Here is a 26,407-nt window from a genome sequence, read left to right on the forward strand (position 1 = left end):
GGGTTTTATACATTCAAAGTGTTTTCGTAACAGGAAAATAGTTCTCCTTCAAAATGATTTCCAGCGGAATATAATGGGTACTTTCTACCGTTTCCTGTAAAACTAATTTTTTATACAAATGATTGATGCCCATATAGCCCTGTTCTTCGGGTCTTTGGTTGATCAGAAAATCAATGATGCCTTTATTTAAGTATTCGATATTTTCTTTCAGTAAATCGTAACCAATAATACGAATGCCCCTGATGTCGTTTTTTTCTAAAAAGCGGGCCACAATATAGGCTCTGGAATTAGGGACAAAAATACTGTTAATGCCTGAAAACAAATCCATATTCAACTGGTCTATCCCGGAATCTTTAATCGTCACTTCCGAGAACCTGAAATTAGTCAGTTCCCCGTGGTCCTTAAAAAAGGAATAAAATCCGTCGATACGCTGCAAATAAACCGAAGTGCTTTCTATTTCCCTCGTAATTTTAAAAATCAGTACCTGCCTTTCGTTTTTCACCGCAAAACTAATCAGTCTTCCGGCCAGATATCCACTCTGAAAAGCATCCTGTCCAACATAAGCATGTTCCTGGTTGCTTTTAATATGAGAATCAATCATCACCACCGGAATTTTCTTCTTTTCATATTCATTTAAAAAACGAATGGATTCTTCGTAAAATATCGGCGCAAACAACAGTCCGTCGCATTCAAAATCCAGTACTTTTTTGACCGATTCCTTAAAAGAAGCCATATCAAAATCGTAGAAAAAATAATCCAGTACCACTCCGAATTTTCGGAATTCAATAGCTGCTTTATCGATTCCGGCAATCTGGCTTTTCCAGTATTCGAGATTTTCATACTTAGGCAGGAAAACTGCAAAATGAAATTTTTTATTCAGGGCCAGGTTACTTGCCAGAATATTTCTTTTGTAGCCGTATTTTTCAATGATAGCATTTACTTTATCCACATTATCCTGCGTCACCTGTCCGCGATTGTGAATAATCCTGTCGACAGTTCCGGGAGAAACACTGGCTAATTCTGCTATTTTTTTAATCGTTATGATATTGTAAGTATTTAAGTTAAAATGATTCCGTAAGCGCGTAAATTTAATTTTTTTTATCAAAGATAAATGGTTTGAGTTAACTTTTTACATACATTTGTAAAAACCGTGTGCGTACACGAAAAAAAAACAAGCGCTATATTTTAAGGAACAAAAACGACTTTAATCACAACATACACAACCTACTATAAAAACAGACTAAACGATAATTGATTCATTACATAATGCCACAAAATATTACAGCCTGCATCCGAATTTTAAAAAAGCCTTTGATTACGTAAACCAAAATGACCTGTCCCAACTGGAAGAAGGCGCTTTTGATATTACCGAAGGCCTGAAAATAATTGTCATTGCCGGCGAAGGAACTACCAGAGAAGAAAGCATAAAAGGTTTTGAATGCCATGATAAAAATATTGACATTCAGATTTCCGTTAAAGGGCCAGAGACTTATGCCTGGAAACCGAGAGAGAAATGTACCCATCCAAACGGGGAATACAGCGACGAAAAAGATGTTCGCTTTTTTCATGATGCTCCCGATATGTTTTTCCAATTGCAGGAAAAACAGTTTGCCATTTTGTTCCCGGAAGATGTACATGCCGCCATGATTGGCGAAGGAGTATTAAAAAAAATCGTTTTTAAAGTAAAAATATAAGCTATGAACGCTATTCAGAATACCATAGATGTTATTGTACGACAAGGTATACTCCCTTTGTACTTCAATACCGATGAAAATAAAAGTATCGAAGTGCTCCGCGTGCTTTATAAATCGGGAATCAAAGCGGTCGAATACACCAACAGAGGCCCGGAAGCAGTCTCTAATTTCCGTAAAATGGTCGAAATACGAAATGCCGAAATGCCCGGAATGCTTTTAGGAATCGGTACCATAAAAAATATCGAACAGGCAGAAGAATTTTACAAGATCGGAGCTGACTTTTTTATAAGTCCCGGATTTGTAGCCGAAGTATCTGATTTCCTGCGAAGCAAAGAAGTTTTATATGCCCCGGGCTGTATGACGCCCACTGAAATTATAACAGCCGAAAATGCCGGAATTAAATTCATCAAACTTTTTCCCGGAAACATTCTGGGCCCGGATTTCCTGAGCGGTATAAAAGATATTTTCCCCAACCTGATTTTTATGCCTACCGGCGGTGTGGAAACCACCCTTCAAAGCATTCAAAGCTGGTTTACAGCCGGAGTTTCGGCAGTTGGAATGGGAAGCAGACTGATCAGTAAAAAAGTAATGGAACACGAAGCGTACGATACGATCGAAAAGGAAACAGTAAGGGTTTTGTCTTTGATTGAAACCATCAGAAAAAAATAAATTATAGTAACTCAAATATGGATTCAATCTTTAACCTTAAAGGAAAAATTGCACTTATTACAGGCGGTGCCGGCGTACTCGGAAGCAATATGGCAAATGTACTGGCCAAACAGGGCGTGATCACCGGAATCGTATCGCAATCTCTCGAAAAAGCCAATGCTGCCGTAGCGGAAATTGAAAAGAACGGAGGAAAAGCATTTGCCATTCAGGCGAATGTGCTGAACAAAGAAGACTTAGAACAAGCAAAGGATTTAATAGTAGAAAAATACGGCCGTCTGGACATTCTCATCAACGCTGCCGGCGGAAATATGCCCGGAGCGACGATCAGTCCGGATCAGGCGATTTATGATTTAAAAACCGAAGATTTACAAAAGGTGGTGGATTTAAACATAATTGGAACCATGCTTCCGTCTCAGGTATTCTCGGAACTTTTTGCGAAACAGAAAGAGGGAATTATTATCAATATTTCGTCAGCCTCTGCACAAAGACCTTTAACCAGAGTCGTAGGATATTCGGCTTCAAAAGCAGCAATCGACAATTTCACGCAATGGATGTCGGTCGAACTGGCAACCAAATATGGCGAAGGAATTCGCGTCAATGCCATTTCACCGGGCTTTTTTATCGGCGAACAAAACCGTGCGTTACTACTGACCCCGGACGGAAAACTGACGCCAAGAGGTGAAAAAATCATCGAACATACTCCCATGGGCCGCTTTGGAACCCCTCAGGATATAGACGGCGCATTGCTGTTTTTATGCAGTGATATGTCAAAATTTGTAACAGGAACCATTCTGAAAGTAGATGGAGGATTTGCTGCAACAAGTATTTAAAATAACTACCAAATAATAAAATGGAATGGAACAAACGTTAAGATGGTTCGGCCCAAACGATCCGGTTTCTTTACAAGATATTTTACAAACCGGAGCAACCGGAATTGTGACGGCACTACACCATATCCCAAATGGGGAAGTATGGCAGATAGAAGAAATAATAAAACGAAAAGTCGAAATTGAACATAAAAACGGAGATCCGAAAGAAGGCGCCTCAGGTTTGTTATGGTCGGTTGTCGAAAGCATTCCGGTGCATGAGGACATTAAAAAACAAACCGGCAAATACCTGCAGTACATTGAAAATTATAAAGAAAGCATTAGAAATCTGGCTTTGTGTGGTATCCAATGCATCTGTTATAATTTCATGCCTGTTTTAGACTGGTCCAGAACCGACTTGTCTTATGAAATGCCGGACGGATCAAAAGCATTGCGTTTTGACAGTAATGCCTTTGCTGCTTTTGAATTGTTTATTTTGAAAAGACCGGGAGCCTCAGCAATATACTCATCCGCACAGATTGAAAAAGCGACGAAATACTTCGAAGCCATGACTGATGCTGATAAGGTAAAGTTACAGCAGAACATTCTGGCCGGACTTCCGGGTGCGGAAGAAGCATATACGGTCGAAGATTTTCTGGTAACCTTAAGCGGTTATAACCATATCGACAGGCAAAAACTGAAGGATAATCTTTTCTTTTTTTTAAGAGAAATCATTCCCGTGGCAGAAAAAGCAAGTGTTTTAATGGCCATTCATCCCGACGATCCGCCCTACCCGATTTTAGGATTACCCAGAGTTGTGAGTACTGAAGAAGACCTGACCGAACTGATGGCCGCCATAGATTCTAAGTCAAACGGGTTTACCATGTGTACGGGTTCCTATGGCGTAAGAGCCGATAACGATTTACCGGGAATCGTAAGACGTCATGGTGATAAAATGAATTTTATTCACCTAAGAAGTACCGAAAGAGATGAAGAAGGCAGTTTTTACGAAGCCAATCACCTGGAAGGCAATGTCGATATGTATGAAGTGGTCAAAGCTATTTTAGAAGTTGAAAAAAGAAACGGCAGCACTTTACCGATGCGTCCGGATCACGGTCATCAGATGCTGGACGATTTACATAAAAAAACAAATCCGGGATATTCAGGAATTGGCCGTTTAAGAGGGCTTGCCGAATTGAGAGGCCTTGAAATGGGGATTAAAAGAAGCGTTTAAGTTTTTTTTTAGCCACAGATTAAAAGGATTGTTTTTCTGGATGAAAGTTTCACGCAAAGCCGCAAAGTTCGGTAACATTTTGTCATCCTGAGGAACGAAGGATCACACTCGAAACTCTGCAAAGATTGGCTACTTTCTGTGCAGAATGGCTAGTGTGATTTCTCCTTACGTCGAAATGACAAAATGCTTGGGCCTAGTGAATGTTTTGCCACAGATGGCACAGATTAAACGGATTATGTTTCTGAATGAAAATTTCACGCAAAGGCGCAAAGTTCATCTACATTTTTGTCATCCTGAGGAACGAAGGATCACACTCGAAACTCTGCAAAGATTGGCGACTTTCTGTGTAGATTCTCTAATGTGATTTCTCCTTACGTCGAAATGACAAAATGTGCGGCTTTTAGGAATGTATTGCCACAGATTTCACGGATTAAACGGATTTTTTTAGAAACCACCTAAATAGGTTGACACAAACAACATAAAAACTTTGCGCCTTTGCGTGAAATACATTTAAGCCAATAAAAAACTTTACGACTTTGCGTAAAAATAAATTTAACCTATAAAAAAAAACTTTGCGCCTGTGACCCAAATATAACTCCCCAAGAATACCAGCTTTACTAACCACCACAAAAAACCACAAAACATGACCCGCCAAATCCTCTTCATTGGTTGCAGTCTTTTTATTTATAGCATTGCAACAGCTCAGCAAATCCCTAAAATACTTGCGGATCCCAAAACGAATTATCTACCTGATTTCAGCTACGCAGGCTATCATTTTGGAGAAACCAGTCTTCCTGAATCTGAAGGCAAAATTATTAATGCTACAGATTTTGGCGTAAAAGCAAATGATGATTTAGACGACTCGAAAGCAATACTAAAAGCAATACAGGCAGCGAATGCTGTTGAAGGAAATGTAATCCTGCAATTACCAGCCGGAAGGATCATACTGAGCGCAGTTTTATATTTGGAAAGAAGCAATTTCGTGCTTCGCGGCACAGGTTCAGGTACCAACGGAACAGAGATTTACTGCCCAAGACCCATGATGTACTTAAAAGATCCTGAATCACTGGCGGAATTGCGTGAATACCTCACCACTTTCGATAAAAGACAACGTGAAAATGAAAACAATATCGATTTGCCTTTTTCACAATACGCCTGGTCAGGAGGTTTTATCTGGACCCAGATTCCGGGTGAGCGCGTCAAATCATATCTGGATAAATATGAGCCTGCTCCCCAAAGTTTAGCAAAAGTCAGCAGCGGTACTATGGGTGAACACTTTATAACGGTTTCAGATGTAAACGGATTGAAAGTGGGTGATGTTGTCGAATTGCAATTATTCAATAAAGACGGTGAAAATGGCGAAATTATCAAAGATTTATACAAGGGCGCTCGTGTAAAACCGGGTTCACATCACTGGAAATTCCCAAAATTGCCCATTGTAAGACAGCAGGTTGAAATTACCAAAATTTCAGGCTCCAAAATTACCTTAAAAACGCCTCTGACCATCTCTATCAAACCTGGTTATCAGGCTCAATTAACAGAATGGAAACATTTAAGCGAAGTCGGCATCGAACAGCTGCGTTTTACCTTTCCGGACATTACGAGAGTAGCGCATCATGTCGAACCCGGAAATAACGCTATTTTCCTAACCCGTGTTTTTAACAGCTGGGTCAGAGATGTGACCATCACCAATGCCGACAGCGGAATTCTGGCCGAAGAAATTGCCAATGTAACGATTCAGGATATTGTGACTGACGGAAACCATCTGGCACATTATACCGTAACGTTAGGCGGCGTCCATAATGTTTTGGTTAAAAATTTAAAAATCTATAACAAAGCGATTCACCCGCTGAGCTTCAATACTTTTGCGACTAAAAATGTCTACCATAATTGTGAAGTTTTTGCCGATCCGGTTTTGGATCAGCATTCCGGTGCGAATCACCAGAATTTATTCGATCGCATTACGGTTCATATACATCCTGACACCAATATGGCTTATGCCCTGTTTGGAGGCGGCGGAGCCGATTACTGGAAACCTTCGCACGGACCTTACAGTACTTTTTGGAACCTGAACGTACAAGTGATAAATCCGGAAGAAATTCAAAAACCGGTTTTGCTTTACGGCATGAAAGACGGGCCGTTTGCGAGAATCATTGGTGTAAATGGAAACGCTAAATTCGAAGTAAAATACGAACCGGATCCGTATATCGAGTTTTTAAATGAGTCAATGGAAAAAGTTCCTTCCCTATATGACTATCAATTAAAAAAACGATTAAAATAAAATCAGGGACAAAGGTGCAAAGTTGCAAAGGGACAAAGGCACAGAGTAAGAAAGTTTCAGAGATGCAGCGATTATTACAAAAAATCGATTACATAAACTTCAACAATTTGTTCCTCTAAACCTTAGAACCTAAGAACCTTTGCACCTATGAACCTTTGCACCTTAAAAAAAAAGCTATGAAATACAAGATAGTCTTTCTGTTTTTTGTTTTTATCACTGGGAATTTGTTTTCCCAGAATAAATACCGCCTTAAAAATATCTCCACGACCGACGGGCTTTCGCAAAGTTCCGTTATTGCTATACATCAGGATAAACTGGGGCAAATGTGGTTCGGAACGCGGGACGGACTCAATAAATATGACGGCAGTAAATTTACCGTTTTCAGAAATGATGTTACTGATAAAGCGACGATCAGCAACAACGACATTCTGGCTATCGAGGAAGATACTTCCGGAAAAATATGGGTGGGAACGTATAACGGACTGAATTGTTATGATCCGGTTTCGAATACGTTTAAAAGATACCTGCACAACAAAACGAACCATACCATCAGCAGTAATGCCGTATGGTGCATCAGGGAAATTGGAGAAGAGCTTTGGTTTGGTACTTCAAAAGGACTGAGTATTTTCAACAAAAAAACAAAACTTTTTACCTCTGTTTTTCATTCTGATACAGACGCTTCCACTTTGGCGAGCAACAATATTCTGAGCATATTAAAAACTAAAAAAGGAGCCATCTGGGTGGGAACCACAAAAGGTCTATGCAAGATGATCAGCCGGAAAAACGGAAAATTATCTTTTCAAAACTATCCGTTAAACCAAACCGATCTGCTGAATGTACAAGCTATTGCAGAAGACGCACAAGGAAATTTATGGATTGGCACCAAAAACAAAGGGCTTTTAAAAATGGATACAAAAAGCCATTTTATTTCTTTTTTACCAGATGAAAAATACCGAGAAATCCATACCGATATCCGTTCTCTCGCTATTGACAACGAAGGTGCTTTGTGGATTGGCGCTTATGACGGAATTTACATTTACGGCAAAGACAAAAGTCTGGAGAAAATCAATAACACGAACAATAACAACGGAATTGACAAGGTAAAATCGGTTTTTGTAGATAAAAAAGGTTCCGTATGGATTGGCTGTTATTACAAAGGTGTGAATATCTGGGATGTTTCGAATGTCAATTTTTCGAATTACAACCAGAACTCCAAAAAGATTCCGATGAGTTTTGACGTAGTCAGTTCGATCATTACGGACAAAAATAAAAACATCTATTTTGGTACGGAAGGCGGCGGAATTACCATTTACAATCCCAATACCGCAGCGATCAGTTATATCAACAGCAAAACCGGGCAGAACAATAAAAACGATATCAAATCGATGTCCCTTTCTGCCGATAACATATTGTGGATTGGTACTTTTTCTAAAGGATTATCGACTTACAATACGCTTTCGAAAAGAATTGAAGACCAACGTATTAGTCTGGAATTACAGGAATTTCTAAAAGAAACCGGCGTTTATTCCATCAAAACACAAGCCAATGGAATCGTCTGGATCGGGACTTTTGGAAAAGGCCTGATTCGATACAATTCGACTGACAAAACCTTTACCGTCATCGGAAACGATACCGCAAAAGCCAGCTTCCTGACCAACAATATCATTCGAACCCTGCTGGTCGACAAAAAAAATATGCTTTGGGTTGGCACTCAAAATGGCCTGAATTGTATTCCTCTCAATACTTTCAAACCCGGGCAATATGCCGTAAAACATTACTTTTTTGACAACGCGTCGTTATCGGGAGACGACATTCTTACGTTGTTTCAGGACAGCCAGAACAAAATCTGGGTCGGCACAAAAGCAAAAGGGCTGCATTATTTTGATGGAAAAAAATTCAACAGAATCAATTTAAGAGCCGGAAACACGATTATCACTTCTATACATTCCATTTTGGAAGATGACGATAAAAACTTATGGATCAGCACCAATCAGGGCATTATAAAATACAGCATCACTCAGAAAAAAGTGGTATTGTACGACCAGAAAGACGGTCTGGCGAGTAATGAATTCAATGACAATTCTTCCTTAAAACTGGATTCCAATACATTCTACTTCGGCAGCCCGTCCGGCGCGACCTACTTTGATGCGAAGAAAATATCGATCAACAGCTATGCTCCTCAGGTCTTAATCACCAATCTGAAAATTAAAAACCAGACGATTCATCCAAATGATCCGGCAGCAATTTTAGCCAAAAGTATTGGGTATACCAAAGACATCACGCTGGACTACGACAAAGCCAATTTTTCGATCAGTTTTGCCATTCCAAATTACATCCGGTCAAAGAACAATCAGTACAGTTATCGTTTAATTGGCCTGGAAAACAACTGGACAACCACCAAAAACAGCGAGGCAATTTTTGCAATTCAGAATCCAGGAACCTATGTTTTTGAGGTAAAAGGCGCCAACAACGACGGGGTCTGGAACGCCACTCCTACTACACTGACGGTGACGGTAAATCCTGCTCCGTGGCGCAGTGCCTGGGCCTTTTTGTTGTATGGCCTATTGATTGGTGTGGCCTTATACGGTTTAATCTGGATTATCAAATCGAAAGCCAGACTGAAACAAAAATTAGAACTCGAATACCTCGAAACCAAACGAATCGAAGAAAACAATCGGGCAAAACTGGATTTCTTTACCAATATTTCACATGAGTTCCGGACACCCTTAACGCTGATTCTCGGCCCGTTACAACAAATACTGGCCGATTATAACGGAACAAACGAAATGTATAAAAAACTGCTGGTCATCGAAGGAAGTGCCAACCATCTTTTAAGCCTCATCAACCGATTGATGGATTTCAGGAAACTCGAAAACCATCAGGTCACACTCGAATCGGCCAACGGAAATATTGTCAAATTTACAAAGGAAATCTTTTTGTCTTTTATCGAATATGCCAAAGACGGAGGCTACGACTATACTTTTGAAGCCGAAGAAGAGGAAATTCTGGTGTATTTTGACCGTTATAAATTAGAACGAGTTTTCTATAATCTGATTTCAAACGCCTTCCGGTACACACCTAAAGGCGGCAGCATTCATATTAAGATCAAGCACGATCACGAGAACCTGTATATTGCTGTAGAAGATTCAGGAGTTGGAATTGCCGAACAGCATATCGATAAAATTTTCGATTTGTTTTTTGAAATTCCGATGCACAACAACGTGCAGAAGAATTACAATAAAGGAACCGGAATTGGTTTGTCGATCGTGAAAAACATTGTAAAACTGCATAAGGGAACCATCGATGTGGTCAATAAAAAAACAGAAGGTGTCATTTTTACCGTGACTCTTCCGATGGGCAGGGCACATCTGCAGGAAGAAGAAATTATTCAGGATTTCAGAATAAGTGATGATATCGAACAATACACCGCCCAGCTGGAAACCGGTGAAGCTGTGGAACCCGAAGACATTGATGATTTTGTTGTGAATTCCGAAAAACCAACCATCCTTATCGTTGAAGATCATAAGGTGCTGCGGAACTTCATGAAAAATCTCCTCAAAAAAGATTATAATATTATTGTGGCCGACAACGGCAAAACAGCTCTGGAGAAAGCCTTGCACCATGTTCCAAATCTAATTATCAGCGATGTCATTATGCCCGAAATGGTGGGAACAGAGCTTTGTTCCAAAATAAAAGAAAATTTAAAAACCAGTCATATTCCGGTCATTTTACTGACTTCGAGATCATCATTGGTGTATAAATTTGAAGGTCTCGAAAGCGGTGCTGACGATTATATCAGTAAACCTTTCAATCTCATTGAATTTAAGCTTCGCGTCAAAAACCTGCTGAACTCCACAGAAAGATTAAAAGCAAGGTTTTCGAGTGAAGACAGTTTTGTGCCGTCCGAAATAACGGTTTCTTCACTGGATGAGGAATTACTAAAAAAGGCCTTCAGAATTGTAGAAGACAATATCTCGAACGAGCAGTTTGACATTCCGTTTTTCTGTTCCGAATTGGGGGTGAGCCGCACGATGTTATTTTTAAAAGTAAAAGCCTGGACGAATTTTACGCCAAACGAATTCATTCATGAAATACGATTAAAACGTGCTGCCCAATTGTTAGAACAAAATAAATTAAACGTTTCCGAAGTAAGTTATAAAGTCGGCTTCAACAATCCGAAATACTTCAGTAAATGTTTCCAGAAAAGATACGGGGAAACTCCGTCACAATTTGCTGACAAATTTTCAAAACCGCTCTCCGTACTATAAAAAATCCACTGTTTTCAAGGCTTAAAAAAGGGTATCTGTATTTTTAGATACCCTTTTTTGTACTTCTATATCGTTTGCGCCTTATACATTTGTCGTATGAAATTCAAAAAAACAAAATTCATATTACTGCAGATTCTGTTTACGATTCTGATAATCGGAATGAGTTTATTGCTTTTTTATTTGATCTAACATTAACCTTAAACCAAAAAATGAATGTTTACAAACCAAAAAATTAAGTCGCTTAAATGGTGTTTTCTGGTAGTCTTTTTACTGGGAAACATTATTGTGAATGCACAGGAGAGAAAAGTCACCGGGAAAATTACGTCCAGTGAAGACTTGCTCGGACTTCCCGGTGCCAATGTGTACGTCAAAGGATCGTCTGTGGGAGGCACTTCAGATATGGACGGAAACTACTCTGTTTTTGTTTCCGAAAAAAATGCGGTCCTTGTTTTCAACTTTGTGGGATACCAGACTGTTGAAATTCCGGTCGGAAATAAAACGGTTGTCAATATCAGCCTGAAACCGGATACCAAAAACCTTGAAGAAGTAATTGTAGTGGGTTACGGTACCCGTAAAAAGAGTGATATCACGGGCTCTGTGTCTTCTGTCACGGCAAAAGAACTTACTGCTTATCCGCTATTGAATGCAGAGCAGGCTTTACAGGGACGTGCTGCGGGTGTAGCCGTTCAGTCGAACAATGGTGGTGAGCCGGGAGCTCCTGTTAAAATAAGGGTTCGTGGAGGAACGTCTATCAATGCCAGTGGAGATGCCCTTATTGTAGTCGACGGTTTTGCGGGTGTTTCGATGCCGGCACCTCAGGATATCGCTTCTATTGAAGTTTTAAAAGATGCTTCGGCAACGGCGATTTACGGATCAAGAGGGTCTAACGGAGTTATTATGGTGACCACCAAAAAAGGAAAACCCGGAAAACCGGTTATTGAGTTCAGCAATTCAACTTCGACCCAATCGGTGAACAATAAATTGCATTTGCTGAATGCAGATCAGTTTGCTGCGTACCGAAAAAGTTTTACGACACACACACAAGGACCGGCAGATACCGACTGGCAGGATGTCATTTACCGTGACGGACTGGTTTCGAATACGGCATTGTCTTTTTCAGGCGGATCCGATAAAATCAAATATTATGTATCCGGGAATTATTTCAACCAAAACGGAGTGGTCATCAATTCCGGGATAGACAAATATTCCATAGTAAGCAATCTGGAAGCGGACTTAACCGACAGGCTGAAAGTTGGACTGAATACTTTTCAGAGCAAACAAAACAAAGAAGGAATCATTTCCCAGACCGGTGCCGGTGGTACGGGAGCGGCCGGTGTTATCGCGGCAGCCTACCGTTTTATGCCTGATTTAGGAATTTATAAAGCAGACGGCAGTTACACGTCTACGGCTCCGATCGGGGACGATATCGATAATCCGTATGCCACAGCCATGGATAATATACTGGAAACAGTTTCGGTAGTCAGCAGGAACAACTTTTTTGCCAACTATAAAATCACAAAAGATCTTGAATTCAAAACTACTTTAGGCTTATCCGATTCTAATTCACAGACAGGGAGATTCCTTCCGTCGACTTTAATCGCCGGAAAAAATATCAAGGGAGAAGCTTCTGTCAACAACAACAGAAATTCCTCTTTCCTGACAGAAAATTACCTGACGTATAAAAAAGAAATCATCTCAAAAGGAATCCTGACGGTTCTTGGAGGGTATTCGTACCAAAAGAACAAAAACGAAAGCTCTTATGCGGCGTCAAGAGGATTTTTAACCAATACCAATTCGTATCATAATTTAGGGGCCGGAACGGTTTTCCTGAAACCGGATTCCTCTTTATCAGAAACAGAACTGATTTCTGCTTTCGGAAGGTTAAACTTTGATTACGATGACAAATATTTGCTAACGTTTACAGCCAGACGCGATGGTTCTTCGAGCTTTAGTGAAAACTACAAATACGGAACTTTCCCTTCGGGAGCGATTGGCTGGAATATCAGCAAAGAGCAGTTTTTAAAAGACAGTAAAATCATTTCAAACCTGAAACTGAGAGCGAGTTATGGTGCCACCGGAAATCCTTCCATCGGGGCCTATTCTACCCTGTCGAGATTCTCTGAAATTTACGATGTGAGCGGTGACGTAATCGTTAATGCGGTGCAGTTAACTTCATTAGACAATCCAAATCTGAAATGGGAAACTTCCTATCAGCAGGATTACGGAATTGATTTAGGTTTGTTTGATAACAGGATAAGCCTGACAGCCGATTATTATAAAACGATTACCAAAGATTTGCTGTTCAACAGACCTTTACCCGGAGTTTCAGGAATTGGATCTCAGCTTCAGAACGTTGGAGAATTAGAAAACAAAGGCTGGGAATTGGGGATTAATTCGAAAAACTTTATCGGGGCCGATTTCACCTGGTCCACCAGTTTTAATATTTCTTCGAACAAAAATAAAGTATTGAAATTAGCCGATAACAAAGACCTTCTGATCAATTCTACGCCGGGGCATTTCCTGGCAACAGAATCCCAGATTCTTAGAGTGGGACAACCGGTGGGTTCTTTCTTCGGATTTATTTATGACGGTGTGCTACAACAAGGAGAAACAGCACTTCCGGGTAACTTCGAAACTACTGCGGGCGGTGAAAAATTCAAAGATGTAAACGGTGACGGAAAATTAGATTCCAACGATAAAACGATTATTGGCAATCCGAATCCTGATTTCATCTTTGGTCTGAACAATGATTTTACTTATAAAAATTTAGATTTAAATATCTTCTTCCAGGGTTCAGAAGGCAATCAGGTCTTAAATTATACTTTAATGGAACTGGCTTCCGGAAATAACAATGCTACCACAGAAGTTTTAGACGCCTGGACCCCAACCAACACCGATACCAACGTTCCTGCCAACGCGGCAAGAACCAAAAGGGTTACCTCAAGATTTGTGTATGATGCGAGTTATATCCGTCTGAAAAATATCTCTGTCGGATACAGTTTAAGTGAAAAAATTGTTTCTAAAATGGGACTGAGCAAAGTTCGTTTTTACATCAGTGCACAAAACATCTGGACGATTACCGATTATCCGGGATCAGATCCGGAGACCAGTTACCTGAATGACAGTAATGCCAGAAGTAATACGAATCTGGGTCTGGAATATGGAAGTTATCCAAATGTGAAAACTTTTACGTTCGGATTTAATATTAAATTTTAGTCTAATACAACACATCATGAAAAAATATATAGCTTTTATTTTCTTGGGAATATTCGCCTTTGGATGCTCTGATTTAGAAGAACATCCGGTTGGAATCATTCGTCCCGCTAACTTTTTTAACAATACAGACGACTTACAGGCAGCTGTAAACGGAAGTTTTGCCAACATTGCCCACAATAATTACTGGGGAAGGGAATTTACAATTGCACTGATGCTACGGGACGACATGTCTGATATTGGTGACCGAACGACTCAGGCGGCAAGGATAGATGTAAACGATTTTAAAATGAATGATACCAATGCGCTTGTGGCGAACTTCTGGCCACAATCCTATATCATTATTGCAGCGGCCAATCAGGCGATTGAAGGCGCGAAAAAAACGCCCGGTGATCCTGCAAAAGTAAACGCCATCGTGGCACAGGCGTACTTTGCAAGAGCTTTTACGTACTATCACCTTGTTCGCATCTTTGGGGACGTTCCGTATATTGATTTTGCCGTAAATGAAGTTTCACAGGTCGATAAATTAAGCCGGACCAAAGAGGCTATAGTCTATGCCAAAATAATTGAAGATTTAGAATTTGCCAAAAAATGGCTGGACGACAAACCAAAAGTGAAAGCCGTTCCGGGAAAAGGGACAGCGGCGGGTTATCTTGCTTCTGTATACCTGACCTTAGGACAATATCAAAAAGCCTACGATGAAGCGAAATACGTTATTACCAACGAAGCAAAATTCGGTTTGGGACTGGATGCCGATTTTCAGGATTTGTTTAATGCCAATAAAGCAGCTGCATTAAAAGAACCATTGTTTACCATTGATTTCAACAATTTAGTATCCGGAAACTACGGCCAGGACTATACGGCGTTTTTTACGGGTTCTTTAAAAGACGATAGTTACAGCTATGGTCAGGGGTTTTCTGTAGCTGTACCGTCTTTGAAAGTTTTTAACGACTGGGACCAGCGAGATTACCGAAGAGCGGTAAGTTTTGATACGATTATCAGAAAGAAAACAGGTCCGGGCGGTTCTTTGCAGGTTTATCCGTCAAGCGATAACGAAAAAGCACCTCGTCCGCATATTGCCAAATACTTTCGTTTTCCGGGGAAAGCCGGTGCCAACGGAAGAACTTCGCAGCACAATTACATCACCATGCGTTACGCCGAAGTATTGCTGACGGCTGCCGAAGCCTTAAACGAAATTACGCCGGGAACCTCTGAAGCGGACGGTTATGTAAACAGGGTTCTGGCAAGAGCCCGAAACAAAGCCGGAAAACAAGTTTCTTTTCCTGCAAATGTAACTCCGGGATTATCACAGGTGGATTTCAGAAAAATGGTGATTAATGAAAGAAGGCTCGAATTTGCCTTTGAATACATCAGATGGTATGACATTAAAAGACTGAAAAACGGTCCTGAAGTATTTGGCCCGGCTGGTTTTGAGCCTCATGCCAATTTTGATCCGAACAGGGATTACCTGTTTGCCTTACCGGGAACGGAGCTGGCCATCAATCCTAATTTAAAACCAAACAATCCGGGTTACTAAACATTAGATTAATTAGTATGAATAAAGTTAGTTTTTTTACTTTAATTCTTGGGTTTGCATTGCTGGCAACAGCATGCAAATCCGGAATTAATTCCCAAACAAAAAATACCTCTGCAACCGCCAGCACTCTTCTTGAAACCCGTTACAAAATGCTGTTGGAATATCCTGTTGATTCTATGTCTATGCCCCGAAGCATGAACCTGAAATCCAGTCTCATAAAGAAAGTACCTTCGCGAGATTGGACCAGTGGTTTTTTTGCCGGAAACTTATGGCAGCTCTATCGGTTGACAGGCAACTCCGAATACAAAAAACAGGCCGAAAAGTGGACGCCTTTCAGTAAAAAAGAAAGCGTGAACAGCGGTTCTCATGATGTCGGATTTAAAGTATACTGTGCTTTTGGTGAAGGCTTAAAAGTCGAAGACAACGCGGACTATAAAAAAACTATCATCAAAGGAGCCGAAACGTTGTGCACCCGATTTAACGAAAAAACCGGAGCGATTCGTTCCTGGGATTTCAACAAAGACATTTGGGAATATCCGGTCATTATTGATAATATGATGAACCTTGAACTACTGTTTGAGGCGACCAAATTATCCGGCAATAAAAAATTTCACGACATCGCGGTAAAGCATGCCAATACCACACTGAAAAATCAATTTAGGACAGACAACAGTTGTTATCACGTCATCGATTATAATCCTGATACCGGAGCTGTGAGAAAAAAAACCACCCTTCAGGGATATAATGACGATTCGGTTTGGGCACGCGGACAAGCCTGGGCGGTTTACGGTTTTACCATGTCGTACCGATATACTAAAGATCCGGCCTATCTGAAGCAGGCCGAGGCGACAGCACAATTCTTCATGACAAACAAAGACCTGCCGGAAGACGGAATTCCGTATTGGGATTTTAAAGATCCCTCGATTCCAAATGCCGCACGCGATGTTTCTGCCGCAACCGTTATGGCTTCTGCATTATACGAATTGTATGGCTACACCCAAAACAAAAGTTACCTGACTTATGCCGACAAGGTGATCACGACTTTACAGTCAGACAACTATATTGTAAACCCTAAAATCAATGCGCCTTTTATTTTAGATCACAGCACAGGAAACTGGCCTAAAAAAGACGAAATTGATGAACCAATAATTTATGCGGATTATTATTTCCTGGAAGCATTATTAAGAAAAAAAGAATTATAACTTATGAGAAAACAATCGTACCACTATAGCTCTTTTTTTACTTTCATTTTTGTTTTTCAGTTTTGCCTGGGCAGCCTTTTTGCTCAGGCAACTACTGATTTGCGTACTAAAACAAATATCAATGACCACTGGCTTTATTTAGAAAACAATACTCCAAACCTGAACGATGTCCAAAAAGCAGCGAACTGGACCGGAATAAATCTGCCGCACAGCTGGAACAGCGAAGACGCCACCGACTTAAATCCCGGTTACAGGCGTGATGCAAGCTGGTATCAGAAACAGCTCAACATTGCACAAATCGATCCAAACCAACGCTATTTTTTATATTTTGAAGGTGCTAATGTCACAACCAAAGTATATGTCAACGGCAAAGAAGCCGGAGGTCATATTGGCGGATATATTGGCTTTCCCATCGATATTACGAATTATATTAAAGAAGGAAACAATGCTGTTTTTGTTCGGGTAGACAATAGTTATGACATCGAAATTATCCCGTCCCAGAAAAGTGATTTCTTTATCTACGGCGGCATTACGCGCGATGTCTGGCTGGTTTCCAAATACAAAAACAATATCGATAACCTGAAAATTACCACTCCGGAAGTCTCGGCGAAAAAAGCCTCTTTGCAAATCATCGCATCGACTGTACATCCGGACAATGCAAAAGATCTTTCCCTGACAGTCACGCTTAAGGATCCAAAAGGAAAAAAAGTAGCCGGGAAAACCGTTTCGGTGACCGGAAAAATAGCAACCATCACATTCGAAAACATCAAAAATCCGGAATTGTGGGATACACAAAAACCGAATTTATATACGGTAACAGCTGTTTTATCAGAAAAAAATAAAGCTAAAGACAGTGTTACCGAAAAAGTAGGTTTTCGATGGTTTGAGTTTAAAGACCATGGCCCGTTTTACCTGAACGGAAAAAGGCTTTTGCTTCGCGGTACACACCGACACGAAGAACAAGCCGGTGTTGGCGCTGCCATGAGCAATGCACAACATCGTGCCGATATGGAATCCATAAAAAAGATGGGAGCCAATTTTGTCCGTCTGGCACATTACCCGCAAGATCCTGAAGTTTATAAAGCCTGTGATGAACTTGGTCTTTTGGTGTGGGATGAATTACCCTGGTGTCGTGGCGGAATTGGCGACGAACTCTGGAAAACCAATACCAGAAACATGCTGGCGGAAATCATCAATCAGAACTACAACCATCCGAGTATCATTATTTGGTCCTTGGGAAATGAAATGAACTGGCTTCCCGACTTTCCTGACGGAGACAATACCGAAAAGACCAATGCTTTTCTGACGGAGCTAAACGATATCGCCCATAAATTGGATCCGAACCGAAAAACAGCCATCCGGAAATATTATGAAGGTTCGCAGATTGTAGACGTTTTCTCTCCTTCTATCTGGTCGGGCTGGTATTCCGGAAGCTATAAAAGCTATCAAAAAGCAATTGATGTTTACAAAAAAGAATACAGACATTTTATCCATGCCGAATATGGCGGCGACAGTCACGTGGGTCGTCACAGCGAAAATCCCGTCACTGGCGAAAACATCATAAAAGCAGAAGGCTGGGAAGAAGCCATTGTACAGACCAAAGTGGCCAATATTGCCCAAATTGGGGACTGGAGCGAAAATTATATTGTCGACTTATTCGACTGGCATTTGCATATATCCGAGAATGATCCAACATTTGTGGGTAATGTTCAATGGGCATTCAAGGATTTTGCAACGCCGCTGCGTCCCGAAGATGATATTCCGTACATGAACCAAAAAGGACTGGTGGATCGAAACGGAGTTCCCAAAGATGCGTATTATGTTTTTAAAAGTTACTGGAGCGACGAACCTTTTACCTACATAGAATCGCATACGTGGACAGAACGCCAGGGCCCTGAAAATACACCCAGAATCCTAAGCGTTTTCAGCAATTGCGAAAAAGTGACTTTATACCACGACGGAAAATCCCTTGGAGAAAAACAACGAAATACCGCCAGTTATCCGGCCTGTGGTCTGACCTGGGACGTTAACTTCAAAAAAGGGGAAAACATTTTAATCGCCATTGGAAAAAGCAAAGACGGCAAAACGGTTTCGGATACCTTAAAGGTAAATTATCGTTTTATTAAAAATGAATCGGCAGTTTCGTTACAATTGTCTTCCCAAAAATTAAAGAATGGAAATTATCTTGTAACGGCTATTGCGATAGATAACAACAATTTACGTTGTTTAGATTATGAAGAAAGCGTATATTTCCAATGCCTTAAAGGGGGCAAAACAATGAAAAGCCAGGGAACACCAACCGGAAGCGAATCCATCCGGATGGCAAACGGAAAAGCTTCGATTGAAGTAGTTCCTGATGGTTTAAATATTCCAATCGAAATGACGGTGCTGAACCAGAATTTTAAAGGGGAATATTTGAGGATCCCGGTAAATTAGGGTTTAACCGCAAAGGACGCAATGTTTTACGCAAGGTTCGCTATGTTTTTTTTAAGCTTTGCGCACATAGCGAACTTTCCTTGCGAACTTTGCGGTTAAATCATCAATCTTTATTAATACTATACTAAATGAAAAAACTACTAATCACATTGCTCCTGACCTTTTCCATTCTCGGACAAGCGCAAAATCAAAACCTGATTTCAAACGTTCCGAACCGACATACCACTTCGTTAAACGGCGTATGGAATTACATTGTCGATCCTTACGAAACAGGGTATTACAGTTTTCACCATGATGTTTACGACAAGCAGGAAAAGCCTTCCAAAGCGGCTTATTTTAGTAATTACCATGCTGTGAACAAACAGGAACTGGTAGAATACGATTTTGACAAATCACCCAAAATAAACATTCCGGGAGACTGGAATTCACAGGTTCCGGAGCTTAAATATTACGAAGGAAATGTATGGTTCAAAAAATCCTTTGATTATGACCTGAAAACCCAAAAACGCCTTTTTGTATACATTGGCGCCATCAATTACAAAGCTGATGTCTATTTGAACGGAAAGAAACTGGGAACGCACGAAGGTGGTTTTACGCCCTTTAATTATGAAGTCACTTCGATTGTAAAACCAAAAGATAATTATCTGGTCATCAAAGTGGACAACACCCGTCATAAAGAAGATGTTCCGACCCTTAATACCGACTGGTGGAATTACGGCGGGATCACGCGCGATGTCACCTTAATCGAAGAATCAGCTTCTTTTGTGGAAGACTATACCATTCAACTGGACAAAAAAGATAAAAATAAAATATCCGGTTTTGTCAAAATCAACAACTTCAATCCGGCACAAAATGCAGTAGCAATTGCCATTCCGGAATTAAAAATCAATTACAAAGGAAAAGTGGGCGCCGATGGTATTGTGAAATTTGAAATTCCATCCAAAAACGTTTCGTACTGGTCTCCTGAAAATCCAAAACTATATGAGGTGACGATCGATTTCAACGGCGAAAAATTAAAAGATAACATAGGTTTCAGAACCATTGAAACGCAGGAGGATAAAATTTTACTGAACGGAAAACAAATCTTCTTACGCGGAATTTCAATTCATGAAGAAAATGCCAAAGGCGGGCGCGCCAATTCTGAAGAAGATGCCTTACGCCTGCTCAACTGGGCAAAGGAATTAGGCTGTAACTATGTACGTCTGGCCCATTATCCGCACAACGAAAACATTATCCGACTGGCTGACAAATTAGGCTTGATGGTCTGGGAAGAAATTCCGGTGTACTGGACGGTTGAATTCACCCGAAAAGAAACCTACAACAATGCCCAGAACCAGTTAACTGCTGCGATTACGAGAGATAAAAACAGGGCCTGTATTATCATTTGGTCCATGGCCAATGAAACCCCTGTGTCTGATGCGAGAAATAATTTCATCAAAAACCTGGCAGAACACACCAAATCATTAGACAACACCCGATTAATCAGCGCTGCCTTATTAACACAAAGCGGAGATGGCTTTGGAACCATCAATGATGAAATCGGACAATATTTAGACATCATTGCATTCAATCAGTATTTGGGCTGGTACGGCGGAAATCTGGAAGATGCCGAAAAGATCCTCTGGAAAACGAAATACAACAAACCGGTGATTGTTTCTGAATTTGGAGGTGATGCCAAAGCCGGTCTGCACGGAGAAAAAAACGAACGCTGGACAGAAGAATACCAGGAATACCTGTACATTCAGAACCTGAAAATGATCGAAAAAATACCCCACCTCAGCGGATTAAGCCCTTGGATTCTGGTAGATTTCAGATCCCCAAGAAGATTACTGCCGGGAATTCAGGACGAATACAACAGAAAAGGACTGATCTCCAACGACGGTCAGAAAAAGAAAGCTTTTTACATCATGCAGGACTGGTATAAAAAAAAGATAAAGGACTAAAAATTTAATCTTTTCTTATTCTTTAATCTCTTATTTTTGTATGAATCATATTAAAAATACTACGTTATGAAAAATTTTAGTTTACTGACCCTTCTTTTATTATTTGTCTTTTCTGTAAATGCCCAGGAAGTTAAATTCGCGCCTTTGGACGCCAGCCCGGCCGATATTGCTTATTTCCCGAATAAATCCGTAAAATTTAAGAAAACAGATACTCCTTCACCTGTAATCAAAGTTATTTATTCAAGACCTTCTGCAAAAGGAAGAACGATTTTTGGAGAATTAATTCCGTTCGGTGAAGTATGGCGCGTAGGTGCTAACGAAAATACGGAAATCAAATTTTACAAACCGGTAACGATCAATGGTGTTGCGGTTCCTGCAGGGACATATAGCCTTTTTGCTATTCCTGAAAAAGACAAATGGACCGTTATCATCAATAAGGAAATTGATTTATGGGGCGGATATGCTTATGATTCAGGCAAAGACCTGGTAAAAATTGTTGTTCCGGTTAAAGCAACCCCAGCTCCGGTAGAAGCTTTATCGATCGCTTTTACTACTCAGGGGGCTGTTACTAATTTAGTGATCGGATGGGACAAAACAATGGTTGAAGTGCCGATCAGCATTAAATAAGCGTATTTAAAAATACACGACAATACAAAAAGAGACACTAATTATTTATTAGGTGTCTCTTTTTTTTATAACTTCCCCTAATTAACTAACCAACAATCTCTTAAAACCAAAAAAGAATGAAAAAAAACCATTTGCTTCTGTTATTTTTAGTGGCGGTTTATTCCGGTTATGCACAACAAAAGTTCAAAATTACCTACGAACAACTGAAAGAATATGAAGGTATTTATGAATATGTAAATAAGGGCACGCTTAAAATTGCTGCTTCACCAAAAGATACCGTTTTATACGCCATTATCAACGAAAGCAAATACAAATTAAACGCCATTGACAAAGATATTTTTGAGAATATGTCAAAGGAAAAAGTAACCTTCAACAGAACTGCAGGAGCTATTACGGGCTACTCTTCTGAAGGAAGTACTTTCAGGCTGCAATCCAAAAAAGTAGTTTTTCCCAAAGAAATGTGGTACGCGAGACTCAACCCGAAGGATTTTAAGTACGTCTATCAGCAACCCAAACAAGATCCTGACGGAATTCCAACTGGAAATCTCGATAAAACCGGATTAGACAAAGCATTACTGAGTGAAATGATGCAAAAAATCGTAGACGGTACCTTGCCTAACGTTCATAGTGTTCTGATTATTAAAGACGGAAAACTGGTGTTTGAAGAATATTTTTATGAATACAATAAAACCAAATTACACGAACTGCGATCTGCTACAAAGAGCTTTGTTTCGGCACTGACCGGAATTGCCATTGATAAAGGGTTTATAAAAAGCAAAGACGAAACCGTGCTTTCCTTTTTCCCCGACTATACTTTTAAAAATCTAACGGAAGACAAGAGGCTCATTTCGATCAAAAACCTTTTAACCAACCAAAGCGGCCTGGATTGTGACGTGAGCAATCCAAGATCGGAAGGCAACGAAACCACCATGAATAATTCGGCCGACTGGATACAATTTACCCTGGACTTACCGATGATTGACGTACCCGGAGGAAAAGGAATGTATTGCTCAGGAAACCCGATCACACTGGGCCGGATTATTGAAAAAGCCACAAAAATACCCCTGCCCGACTTTGCCAGGCAAACTCTTTTCAAAGACATTGGCATTAAAAATTTTATATGGAATTTTAAACCGGATGCTTCAAGTTCAGAAACCTTCTGCCAGGTTTATTTGAGTCCAAGGGATATGGGGAAATTTGGTTTGCTTTATCTGAACAAAGGCATGTGGAATGGCAAACAGGTAATTTCTAAAGACTGGGTACAGGAATCCCTAACCAGACAATCTGTGGTGCAGGGTGTTAATTACGGTTACTTGTGGTGGCTCAAGTACCTGGATATCAATGGAGTTCGCTATAATGGAAAAGCCGCGCAGGGAAATGGCGGACAGAAGATTTACATTTGGGAAGAACAAAATATGGTTACGATTATTACCGGCGGAAATTACAATTCACAATCTCCAAGTGACGAAATCAATCAGAAATATATCTTAGCTGCTTTCAATAAAAAACAGTAAAAATTTGCTACTGAAAAGATTAATTATTTTTTATCCCGGCATGATTTGTACTACTAAGTTTTGTACTTTTATAACTATCAAAATAGTTAATACCTAACTTAAAAAACCAAAAAACGTATGGGAAAATTTGTAATTACTACAAGATCAAACGGTGAATTTCAATTTAATCTAAAAGCCGGAAACGGTCAGACTATCCTGAGCAGCGAAGGGTATTCGACAAAATCTGCCTGCACAAACGGAATTGAATCTGTAAAAACAAATTCACAGGACGACAGCAGATATGATAAAAAAGAATCCAGCAGCGGAAAACCCTATTTCAATCTTAAAGCGGGAAATGGCCAGATCATCGGAGCAAGTGAAATGTACGAAAGTGCTTCAGCGCGGGATAACGGAATAGCCTCAGTAAAATCAAACGCGCCCGATGCGACTACAGACGATCAGACAGCATAAATTATAAGAAGATAAATAAAAAAAACGAGGTTGTACACCTCGTTTTTTTATGGCTACAACTGACCGAATTTCTTCTTATAGCGGTTTAATTCCTCTTCTGTTTTGCTGAGTAATTTTTCTAAAAGCATTATTTTATCTTCATAAAGCTCTTTTAAAGCTGTCGTGTTATCCGGATTAATCTGAATGCTGCCATTATTATTTCCTTTGACTTTATTAAAACTATTGAAATACCGCTGGCTGTCAAAACTAAGTATATCTTCTACACTGACTTCCAAAATACGGGCTATTTCTACTAATTTCACAAACGAAAGAACGGTTTTTCCTTTTTCTATTTTACTATAACCCGCCTGGGTAACGCCTAGTTGATCTGCCATATATTCCTGAGTATAATTTTTTAACTCTCTGATGCTTTTAATTTTATTTTTTATTGAAGTGGTCATAAGCTCTTTATAGGGGATCTTGTACAGCTAAACAGTTCACTATTAAAACGTAGGGTACCGTAACTATACCTTTAATACGTAATCTGATGCAACTCCAATCGTAGGTTAGTGAAGCTGTATTCTTATTTTCTTTTGGTAGTAATAATAAAACCATACACTATAGCGACGACAATAAAGGCAAGGTCGTAGCCAAAAGTTTCGTTTGATAACATCGACTTATTTTAAAGTGTTGGATTTTTGTTTTTGTACCATCCGATCGAACTCGAGGTTTAAGTACTGATCAATTTGTTTCCCTATGACAGGCCGGTCTAAATTCTTTATCTTAACCCTGATTTCCTTACTGTAAACATCTTTTACGATTACATAATATTCGGCATCGATGTCAGCGTGAAATCTTAAAATGATAATGAGAGTATAGCATAATAAAGTAGGTACTATATAATACATCTCGGTAAGATCTGAAAAAACCATGCAATAAAAAGCTATTGCTGTAATGGCAATAAAAGCACTATTTTCAAGAAGGTAAGACTTCTTTTTTTTGAGTAATCCCAGCTCTACGATTTCGTTAAAACTGTATTGCCAGCGTTTTGATCCATAGCAAAATGTTACCTGGTCATGTGTAAGAGTAAAGAACATAATTTATTAATAGTTATTTTAGGTATTGGGGGAAATAGTACAAAAGTGTTGTCATCGCAATATTACGCATAATCCTATTTTTTTTCTTACAAATGGTCTTATAGAATATAACCATGAGTTGTAATTAAATCCAAAACATAAATTTTTACCTGTTATTTATTTTCAGATCTAACGATTTTACCTATATATTTTTTTACACGAAAAAATATGATTTTACACTTAAAATTGTACGAAAGCTAATCAAAAAAATAATACGTAATCCGGTTTATGAAAAACTTAACGTACGCTAAAAAAAACGGCTGATCCTGTAACAGAATCAGCCGCTTTTGAACCCCTAATAGGAATGTAAAATTACCTCATTGTAATTATTATGTAATGAAATTAGTCTTCCAGTATTTCGCAGGCAAAACCCAGATTTATAATTTCATTTTGGATGGTCCTGATTTGTATTCTTTCGATATGATCGACCCGCAATATCCTGTCGCAATCTTCCAGATCAAAAATAAAAGAAGCGTTTGGGAATATCCCTTTAAGTATTTTTAGAATTCTTCCGGATTGCCTTTTTGAATTTACATTTGTTTTGAAAATCTCAATCATGATTTTTATAATTTTTATGTTTTCTAGATCTATTACGCCCTTCGCTATTGCTCTTCAGTTTTGATGTTACGCAAAATTTTATGATCAATATAAAATGTCCCAAACGGAATGATACACGCCAGAAGCACTTTTGATGTTGTTGTTTTAAATTTCCAGTTTTGTTCTACGCCTACACTCAGGGCATTGAATATAAAAAGCAGAAATAAGGCCCCGTGCACAGGTCCCATCATTTTGGTCAGCGACGGATTGTCGAAAATATATTTAAGGGGAACCGCGATAAAAATTAAAATCAATAAAGATACGCCTTCGAGAAATCCAAGAATACGTAATCGTCCGGTGTTTGTTTTGAAAAGATGTGTCATAATGATCTAAAATAAGGTCTGTTAGCAAGAGGAGAAAAAGGCCACGGAATGGCGATGAAAATAATGATTAAGGCAATAGAAAACCAGATCAGCATTGTTTTGAATTTATCGGAATCAGCTGTTTTACGCTTGGCTGCTGCCGAACCAATCGTGATGACTACAATCGCCAGCAACATTAAAACAAGATGGATTAAACCGAAGAAAAGGGTATTCAAATCTTTGGATGCTTCGGCGAAATGATTCCAGAAATACTTTATTAAGGCACTTTGGGAATATAACACAATACCGAGCATCAGCTGGATATGGGCAATGGTTGCTGTCCAGTGGCGGACCAGATGATCCGTTTTAGTGAAAGAAGATTGGCTATGGTATCCGCGGTACGACCTGATAACAGCATAGAATAAACTTAGAAGCACCAGCCATCTCACGGCTGAATGCACAAATAGTAGTGTTAGATACATTGTTATTTATTTTAAAATAATAATGCAAATATAAATA

At 39.7% G+C, this 26,407-nt stretch carries 20 protein-coding genes; 14 read left to right on the forward strand and 6 right to left on the reverse strand.

Annotation, left to right across the window (positions count from 1 at the left end; translation table 11 throughout):
* Window positions 1–13 precede the first annotated feature (13 nt).
* Window positions 14–1,105: a LacI family DNA-binding transcriptional regulator gene (locus D0817_RS01435; protein WP_238160798.1), complete on the reverse strand. Its 1,092-nt coding sequence runs from the start codon at window positions 1,103–1,105 to the stop codon at window positions 14–16.
* Between the two features lie 181 nt (window positions 1,106–1,286).
* On the opposite strand from D0817_RS01435, the gene D0817_RS01440 reads away from it, so the two are divergent.
* The 14 genes from D0817_RS01440 (at window position 1,287) to D0817_RS01505 (ending at window position 23,874) form a co-directional block, all read left to right on the forward strand.
* Window positions 1,287–1,694 (forward strand): NanQ anomerase/TabA/YiaL family protein, encoded by a 408-nt coding sequence (locus tag D0817_RS01440; protein ID WP_238160808.1) that lies wholly within the window; start codon window positions 1,287–1,289, stop codon window positions 1,692–1,694.
* A gap of 3 nt (window positions 1,695–1,697) precedes the next feature.
* Complete coding sequence (locus D0817_RS01445) at window positions 1,698–2,363, forward strand: bifunctional 4-hydroxy-2-oxoglutarate aldolase/2-dehydro-3-deoxy-phosphogluconate aldolase (protein WP_127336603.1); 666 nt, start codon at window positions 1,698–1,700, stop codon at window positions 2,361–2,363.
* 17 nt (window positions 2,364–2,380) lie between these two features.
* Complete coding sequence (locus tag D0817_RS01450; protein WP_127336604.1) at window positions 2,381–3,193, forward strand: SDR family oxidoreductase; 813 nt, start codon at window positions 2,381–2,383, stop codon at window positions 3,191–3,193.
* A gap of 25 nt (window positions 3,194–3,218) precedes the next feature.
* Entirely contained in the window at window positions 3,219–4,403 is a 1,185-nt protein-coding gene (uxuA, locus tag D0817_RS01455; protein ID WP_127336605.1) for a mannonate dehydratase, read from the forward strand.
* 643 nt (window positions 4,404–5,046) lie between these two features.
* Window positions 5,047–6,684 carry a glycoside hydrolase family protein gene (locus tag D0817_RS01460; RefSeq protein ID WP_127336606.1) on the forward strand — a complete coding sequence of 546 codons (1,638 nt, stop codon included), beginning with the start codon at window positions 5,047–5,049 and terminating at the stop codon, window positions 6,682–6,684.
* 176 nt (window positions 6,685–6,860) lie between these two features.
* Complete coding sequence (locus tag D0817_RS01465; RefSeq protein ID WP_127336607.1) at window positions 6,861–10,952, forward strand: two-component regulator propeller domain-containing protein; 4,092 nt, start codon at window positions 6,861–6,863, stop codon at window positions 10,950–10,952.
* Window positions 10,953–11,165: 213 nt separating this feature from the next.
* Window positions 11,166–14,168 (forward strand): SusC/RagA family TonB-linked outer membrane protein, encoded by a 3,003-nt coding sequence (locus D0817_RS01470; protein WP_127336608.1) that lies wholly within the window; start codon window positions 11,166–11,168, stop codon window positions 14,166–14,168.
* 16 nt (window positions 14,169–14,184) lie between these two features.
* Window positions 14,185–15,702: a RagB/SusD family nutrient uptake outer membrane protein gene (locus D0817_RS01475; RefSeq protein WP_127336609.1), complete on the forward strand. Its 1,518-nt coding sequence runs from the start codon at window positions 14,185–14,187 to the stop codon at window positions 15,700–15,702.
* A gap of 17 nt (window positions 15,703–15,719) precedes the next feature.
* Window positions 15,720–16,904 (forward strand): glycoside hydrolase family 88 protein, encoded by a 1,185-nt coding sequence (locus D0817_RS01480; RefSeq protein WP_127336610.1) that lies wholly within the window; start codon window positions 15,720–15,722, stop codon window positions 16,902–16,904.
* 3 nt (window positions 16,905–16,907) lie between these two features.
* Window positions 16,908–19,340, forward strand: coding sequence for a glycoside hydrolase family 2 protein (locus D0817_RS01485; protein WP_127336611.1), 2,433 nt, complete (start codon window positions 16,908–16,910; stop codon window positions 19,338–19,340).
* 128 nt (window positions 19,341–19,468) lie between these two features.
* Entirely contained in the window at window positions 19,469–21,283 is a 1,815-nt protein-coding gene (locus D0817_RS01490; RefSeq protein ID WP_127336612.1) for a glycoside hydrolase family 2 protein, read from the forward strand.
* A 66-nt stretch (window positions 21,284–21,349) separates the two neighbouring features.
* Window positions 21,350–21,910, forward strand: coding sequence for a DUF2911 domain-containing protein (locus tag D0817_RS01495; RefSeq protein ID WP_127336613.1), 561 nt, complete (start codon window positions 21,350–21,352; stop codon window positions 21,908–21,910).
* A gap of 116 nt (window positions 21,911–22,026) precedes the next feature.
* The gene (locus D0817_RS01500; protein ID WP_127336614.1) at window positions 22,027–23,424 is read left to right on the forward strand and encodes a serine hydrolase domain-containing protein; all 1,398 of its coding nucleotides are present in this window, start codon (window positions 22,027–22,029) and stop codon (window positions 23,422–23,424) included.
* A gap of 117 nt (window positions 23,425–23,541) precedes the next feature.
* Window positions 23,542–23,874, forward strand: a complete 333-nt coding sequence (locus D0817_RS01505) for a YegP family protein (RefSeq protein WP_127336615.1) — start codon at window positions 23,542–23,544, stop codon at window positions 23,872–23,874.
* Window positions 23,875–23,927: 53 nt separating this feature from the next.
* On the opposite strand, the gene D0817_RS01510 is transcribed toward D0817_RS01505, so the two are convergent.
* The 5 genes from D0817_RS01510 to D0817_RS01530 all read right to left on the reverse strand — a co-directional run bounded on the left by D0817_RS01510 (window position 23,928) and on the right by D0817_RS01530 (window position 26,370).
* Complete coding sequence (locus D0817_RS01510; protein WP_127336616.1) at window positions 23,928–24,314, reverse strand: helix-turn-helix transcriptional regulator; 387 nt, start codon at window positions 24,312–24,314, stop codon at window positions 23,928–23,930.
* A gap of 216 nt (window positions 24,315–24,530) precedes the next feature.
* Window positions 24,531–24,950 carry a hypothetical protein gene (locus D0817_RS01515; protein ID WP_127336617.1) on the reverse strand — a complete coding sequence of 140 codons (420 nt, stop codon included), beginning with the start codon at window positions 24,948–24,950 and terminating at the stop codon, window positions 24,531–24,533.
* A gap of 381 nt (window positions 24,951–25,331) precedes the next feature.
* On the reverse strand, window positions 25,332–25,547 hold the full coding sequence (locus tag D0817_RS01520; protein ID WP_127336618.1) for a hypothetical protein: 216 nt from the start codon (window positions 25,545–25,547) through the stop codon (window positions 25,332–25,334).
* Between the two features lie 44 nt (window positions 25,548–25,591).
* Window positions 25,592–25,909, reverse strand: a complete 318-nt coding sequence (locus D0817_RS01525) for a DUF3817 domain-containing protein (RefSeq protein ID WP_127336619.1) — start codon at window positions 25,907–25,909, stop codon at window positions 25,592–25,594.
* Window positions 25,906–26,370 (reverse strand): hypothetical protein, encoded by a 465-nt coding sequence (locus D0817_RS01530; protein ID WP_127336620.1) that lies wholly within the window; start codon window positions 26,368–26,370, stop codon window positions 25,906–25,908. The genes D0817_RS01525 and D0817_RS01530 overlap by 4 nt, the downstream gene beginning before the upstream one ends.
* Window positions 26,371–26,407: the final 37 nt, after the last annotated feature.

The sequence above is a fragment of the Flavobacterium cupreum genome (assembly GCF_003996965.1).
Lineage (GTDB): Bacteria > Bacteroidota > Bacteroidia > Flavobacteriales > Flavobacteriaceae > Flavobacterium > Flavobacterium cupreum.

Coding starts and splice junctions, on each gene's coding strand:
- D0817_RS01445 (WP_127336603.1), top strand. CDS start 1,698: ATGAACGCTATTCAGAATACCATAGATGTTATTGTACGACAAGGTATA.
- D0817_RS01450 (WP_127336604.1), top strand. CDS start 2,381: ATGGATTCAATCTTTAACCTTAAAGGAAAAATTGCACTTATTACAGGC.
- uxuA (WP_127336605.1), top strand. CDS start 3,219: ATGGAACAAACGTTAAGATGGTTCGGCCCAAACGATCCGGTTTCTTTA.
- D0817_RS01460 (WP_127336606.1), top strand. CDS start 5,047: ATGACCCGCCAAATCCTCTTCATTGGTTGCAGTCTTTTTATTTATAGC.
- D0817_RS01465 (WP_127336607.1), top strand. CDS start 6,861: ATGAAATACAAGATAGTCTTTCTGTTTTTTGTTTTTATCACTGGGAAT.
- D0817_RS01470 (WP_127336608.1), top strand. CDS start 11,166: ATGTTTACAAACCAAAAAATTAAGTCGCTTAAATGGTGTTTTCTGGTA.
- D0817_RS01475 (WP_127336609.1), top strand. CDS start 14,185: ATGAAAAAATATATAGCTTTTATTTTCTTGGGAATATTCGCCTTTGGA.
- D0817_RS01480 (WP_127336610.1), top strand. CDS start 15,720: ATGAATAAAGTTAGTTTTTTTACTTTAATTCTTGGGTTTGCATTGCTG.
- D0817_RS01485 (WP_127336611.1), top strand. CDS start 16,908: ATGAGAAAACAATCGTACCACTATAGCTCTTTTTTTACTTTCATTTTT.
- D0817_RS01490 (WP_127336612.1), top strand. CDS start 19,469: ATGAAAAAACTACTAATCACATTGCTCCTGACCTTTTCCATTCTCGGA.
- D0817_RS01495 (WP_127336613.1), top strand. CDS start 21,350: ATGAAAAATTTTAGTTTACTGACCCTTCTTTTATTATTTGTCTTTTCT.
- D0817_RS01500 (WP_127336614.1), top strand. CDS start 22,027: ATGAAAAAAAACCATTTGCTTCTGTTATTTTTAGTGGCGGTTTATTCC.
- D0817_RS01505 (WP_127336615.1), top strand. CDS start 23,542: ATGGGAAAATTTGTAATTACTACAAGATCAAACGGTGAATTTCAATTT.
- D0817_RS01510 (WP_127336616.1), bottom strand. CDS start 24,314: ATGACCACTTCAATAAAAAATAAAATTAAAAGCATCAGAGAGTTAAAA.
- D0817_RS01515 (WP_127336617.1), bottom strand. CDS start 24,950: ATGTTCTTTACTCTTACACATGACCAGGTAACATTTTGCTATGGATCA.
- D0817_RS01520 (WP_127336618.1), bottom strand. CDS start 25,547: ATGATTGAGATTTTCAAAACAAATGTAAATTCAAAAAGGCAATCCGGA.
- D0817_RS01525 (WP_127336619.1), bottom strand. CDS start 25,909: ATGACACATCTTTTCAAAACAAACACCGGACGATTACGTATTCTTGGA.
- D0817_RS01530 (WP_127336620.1), bottom strand. CDS start 26,370: ATGTATCTAACACTACTATTTGTGCATTCAGCCGTGAGATGGCTGGTG.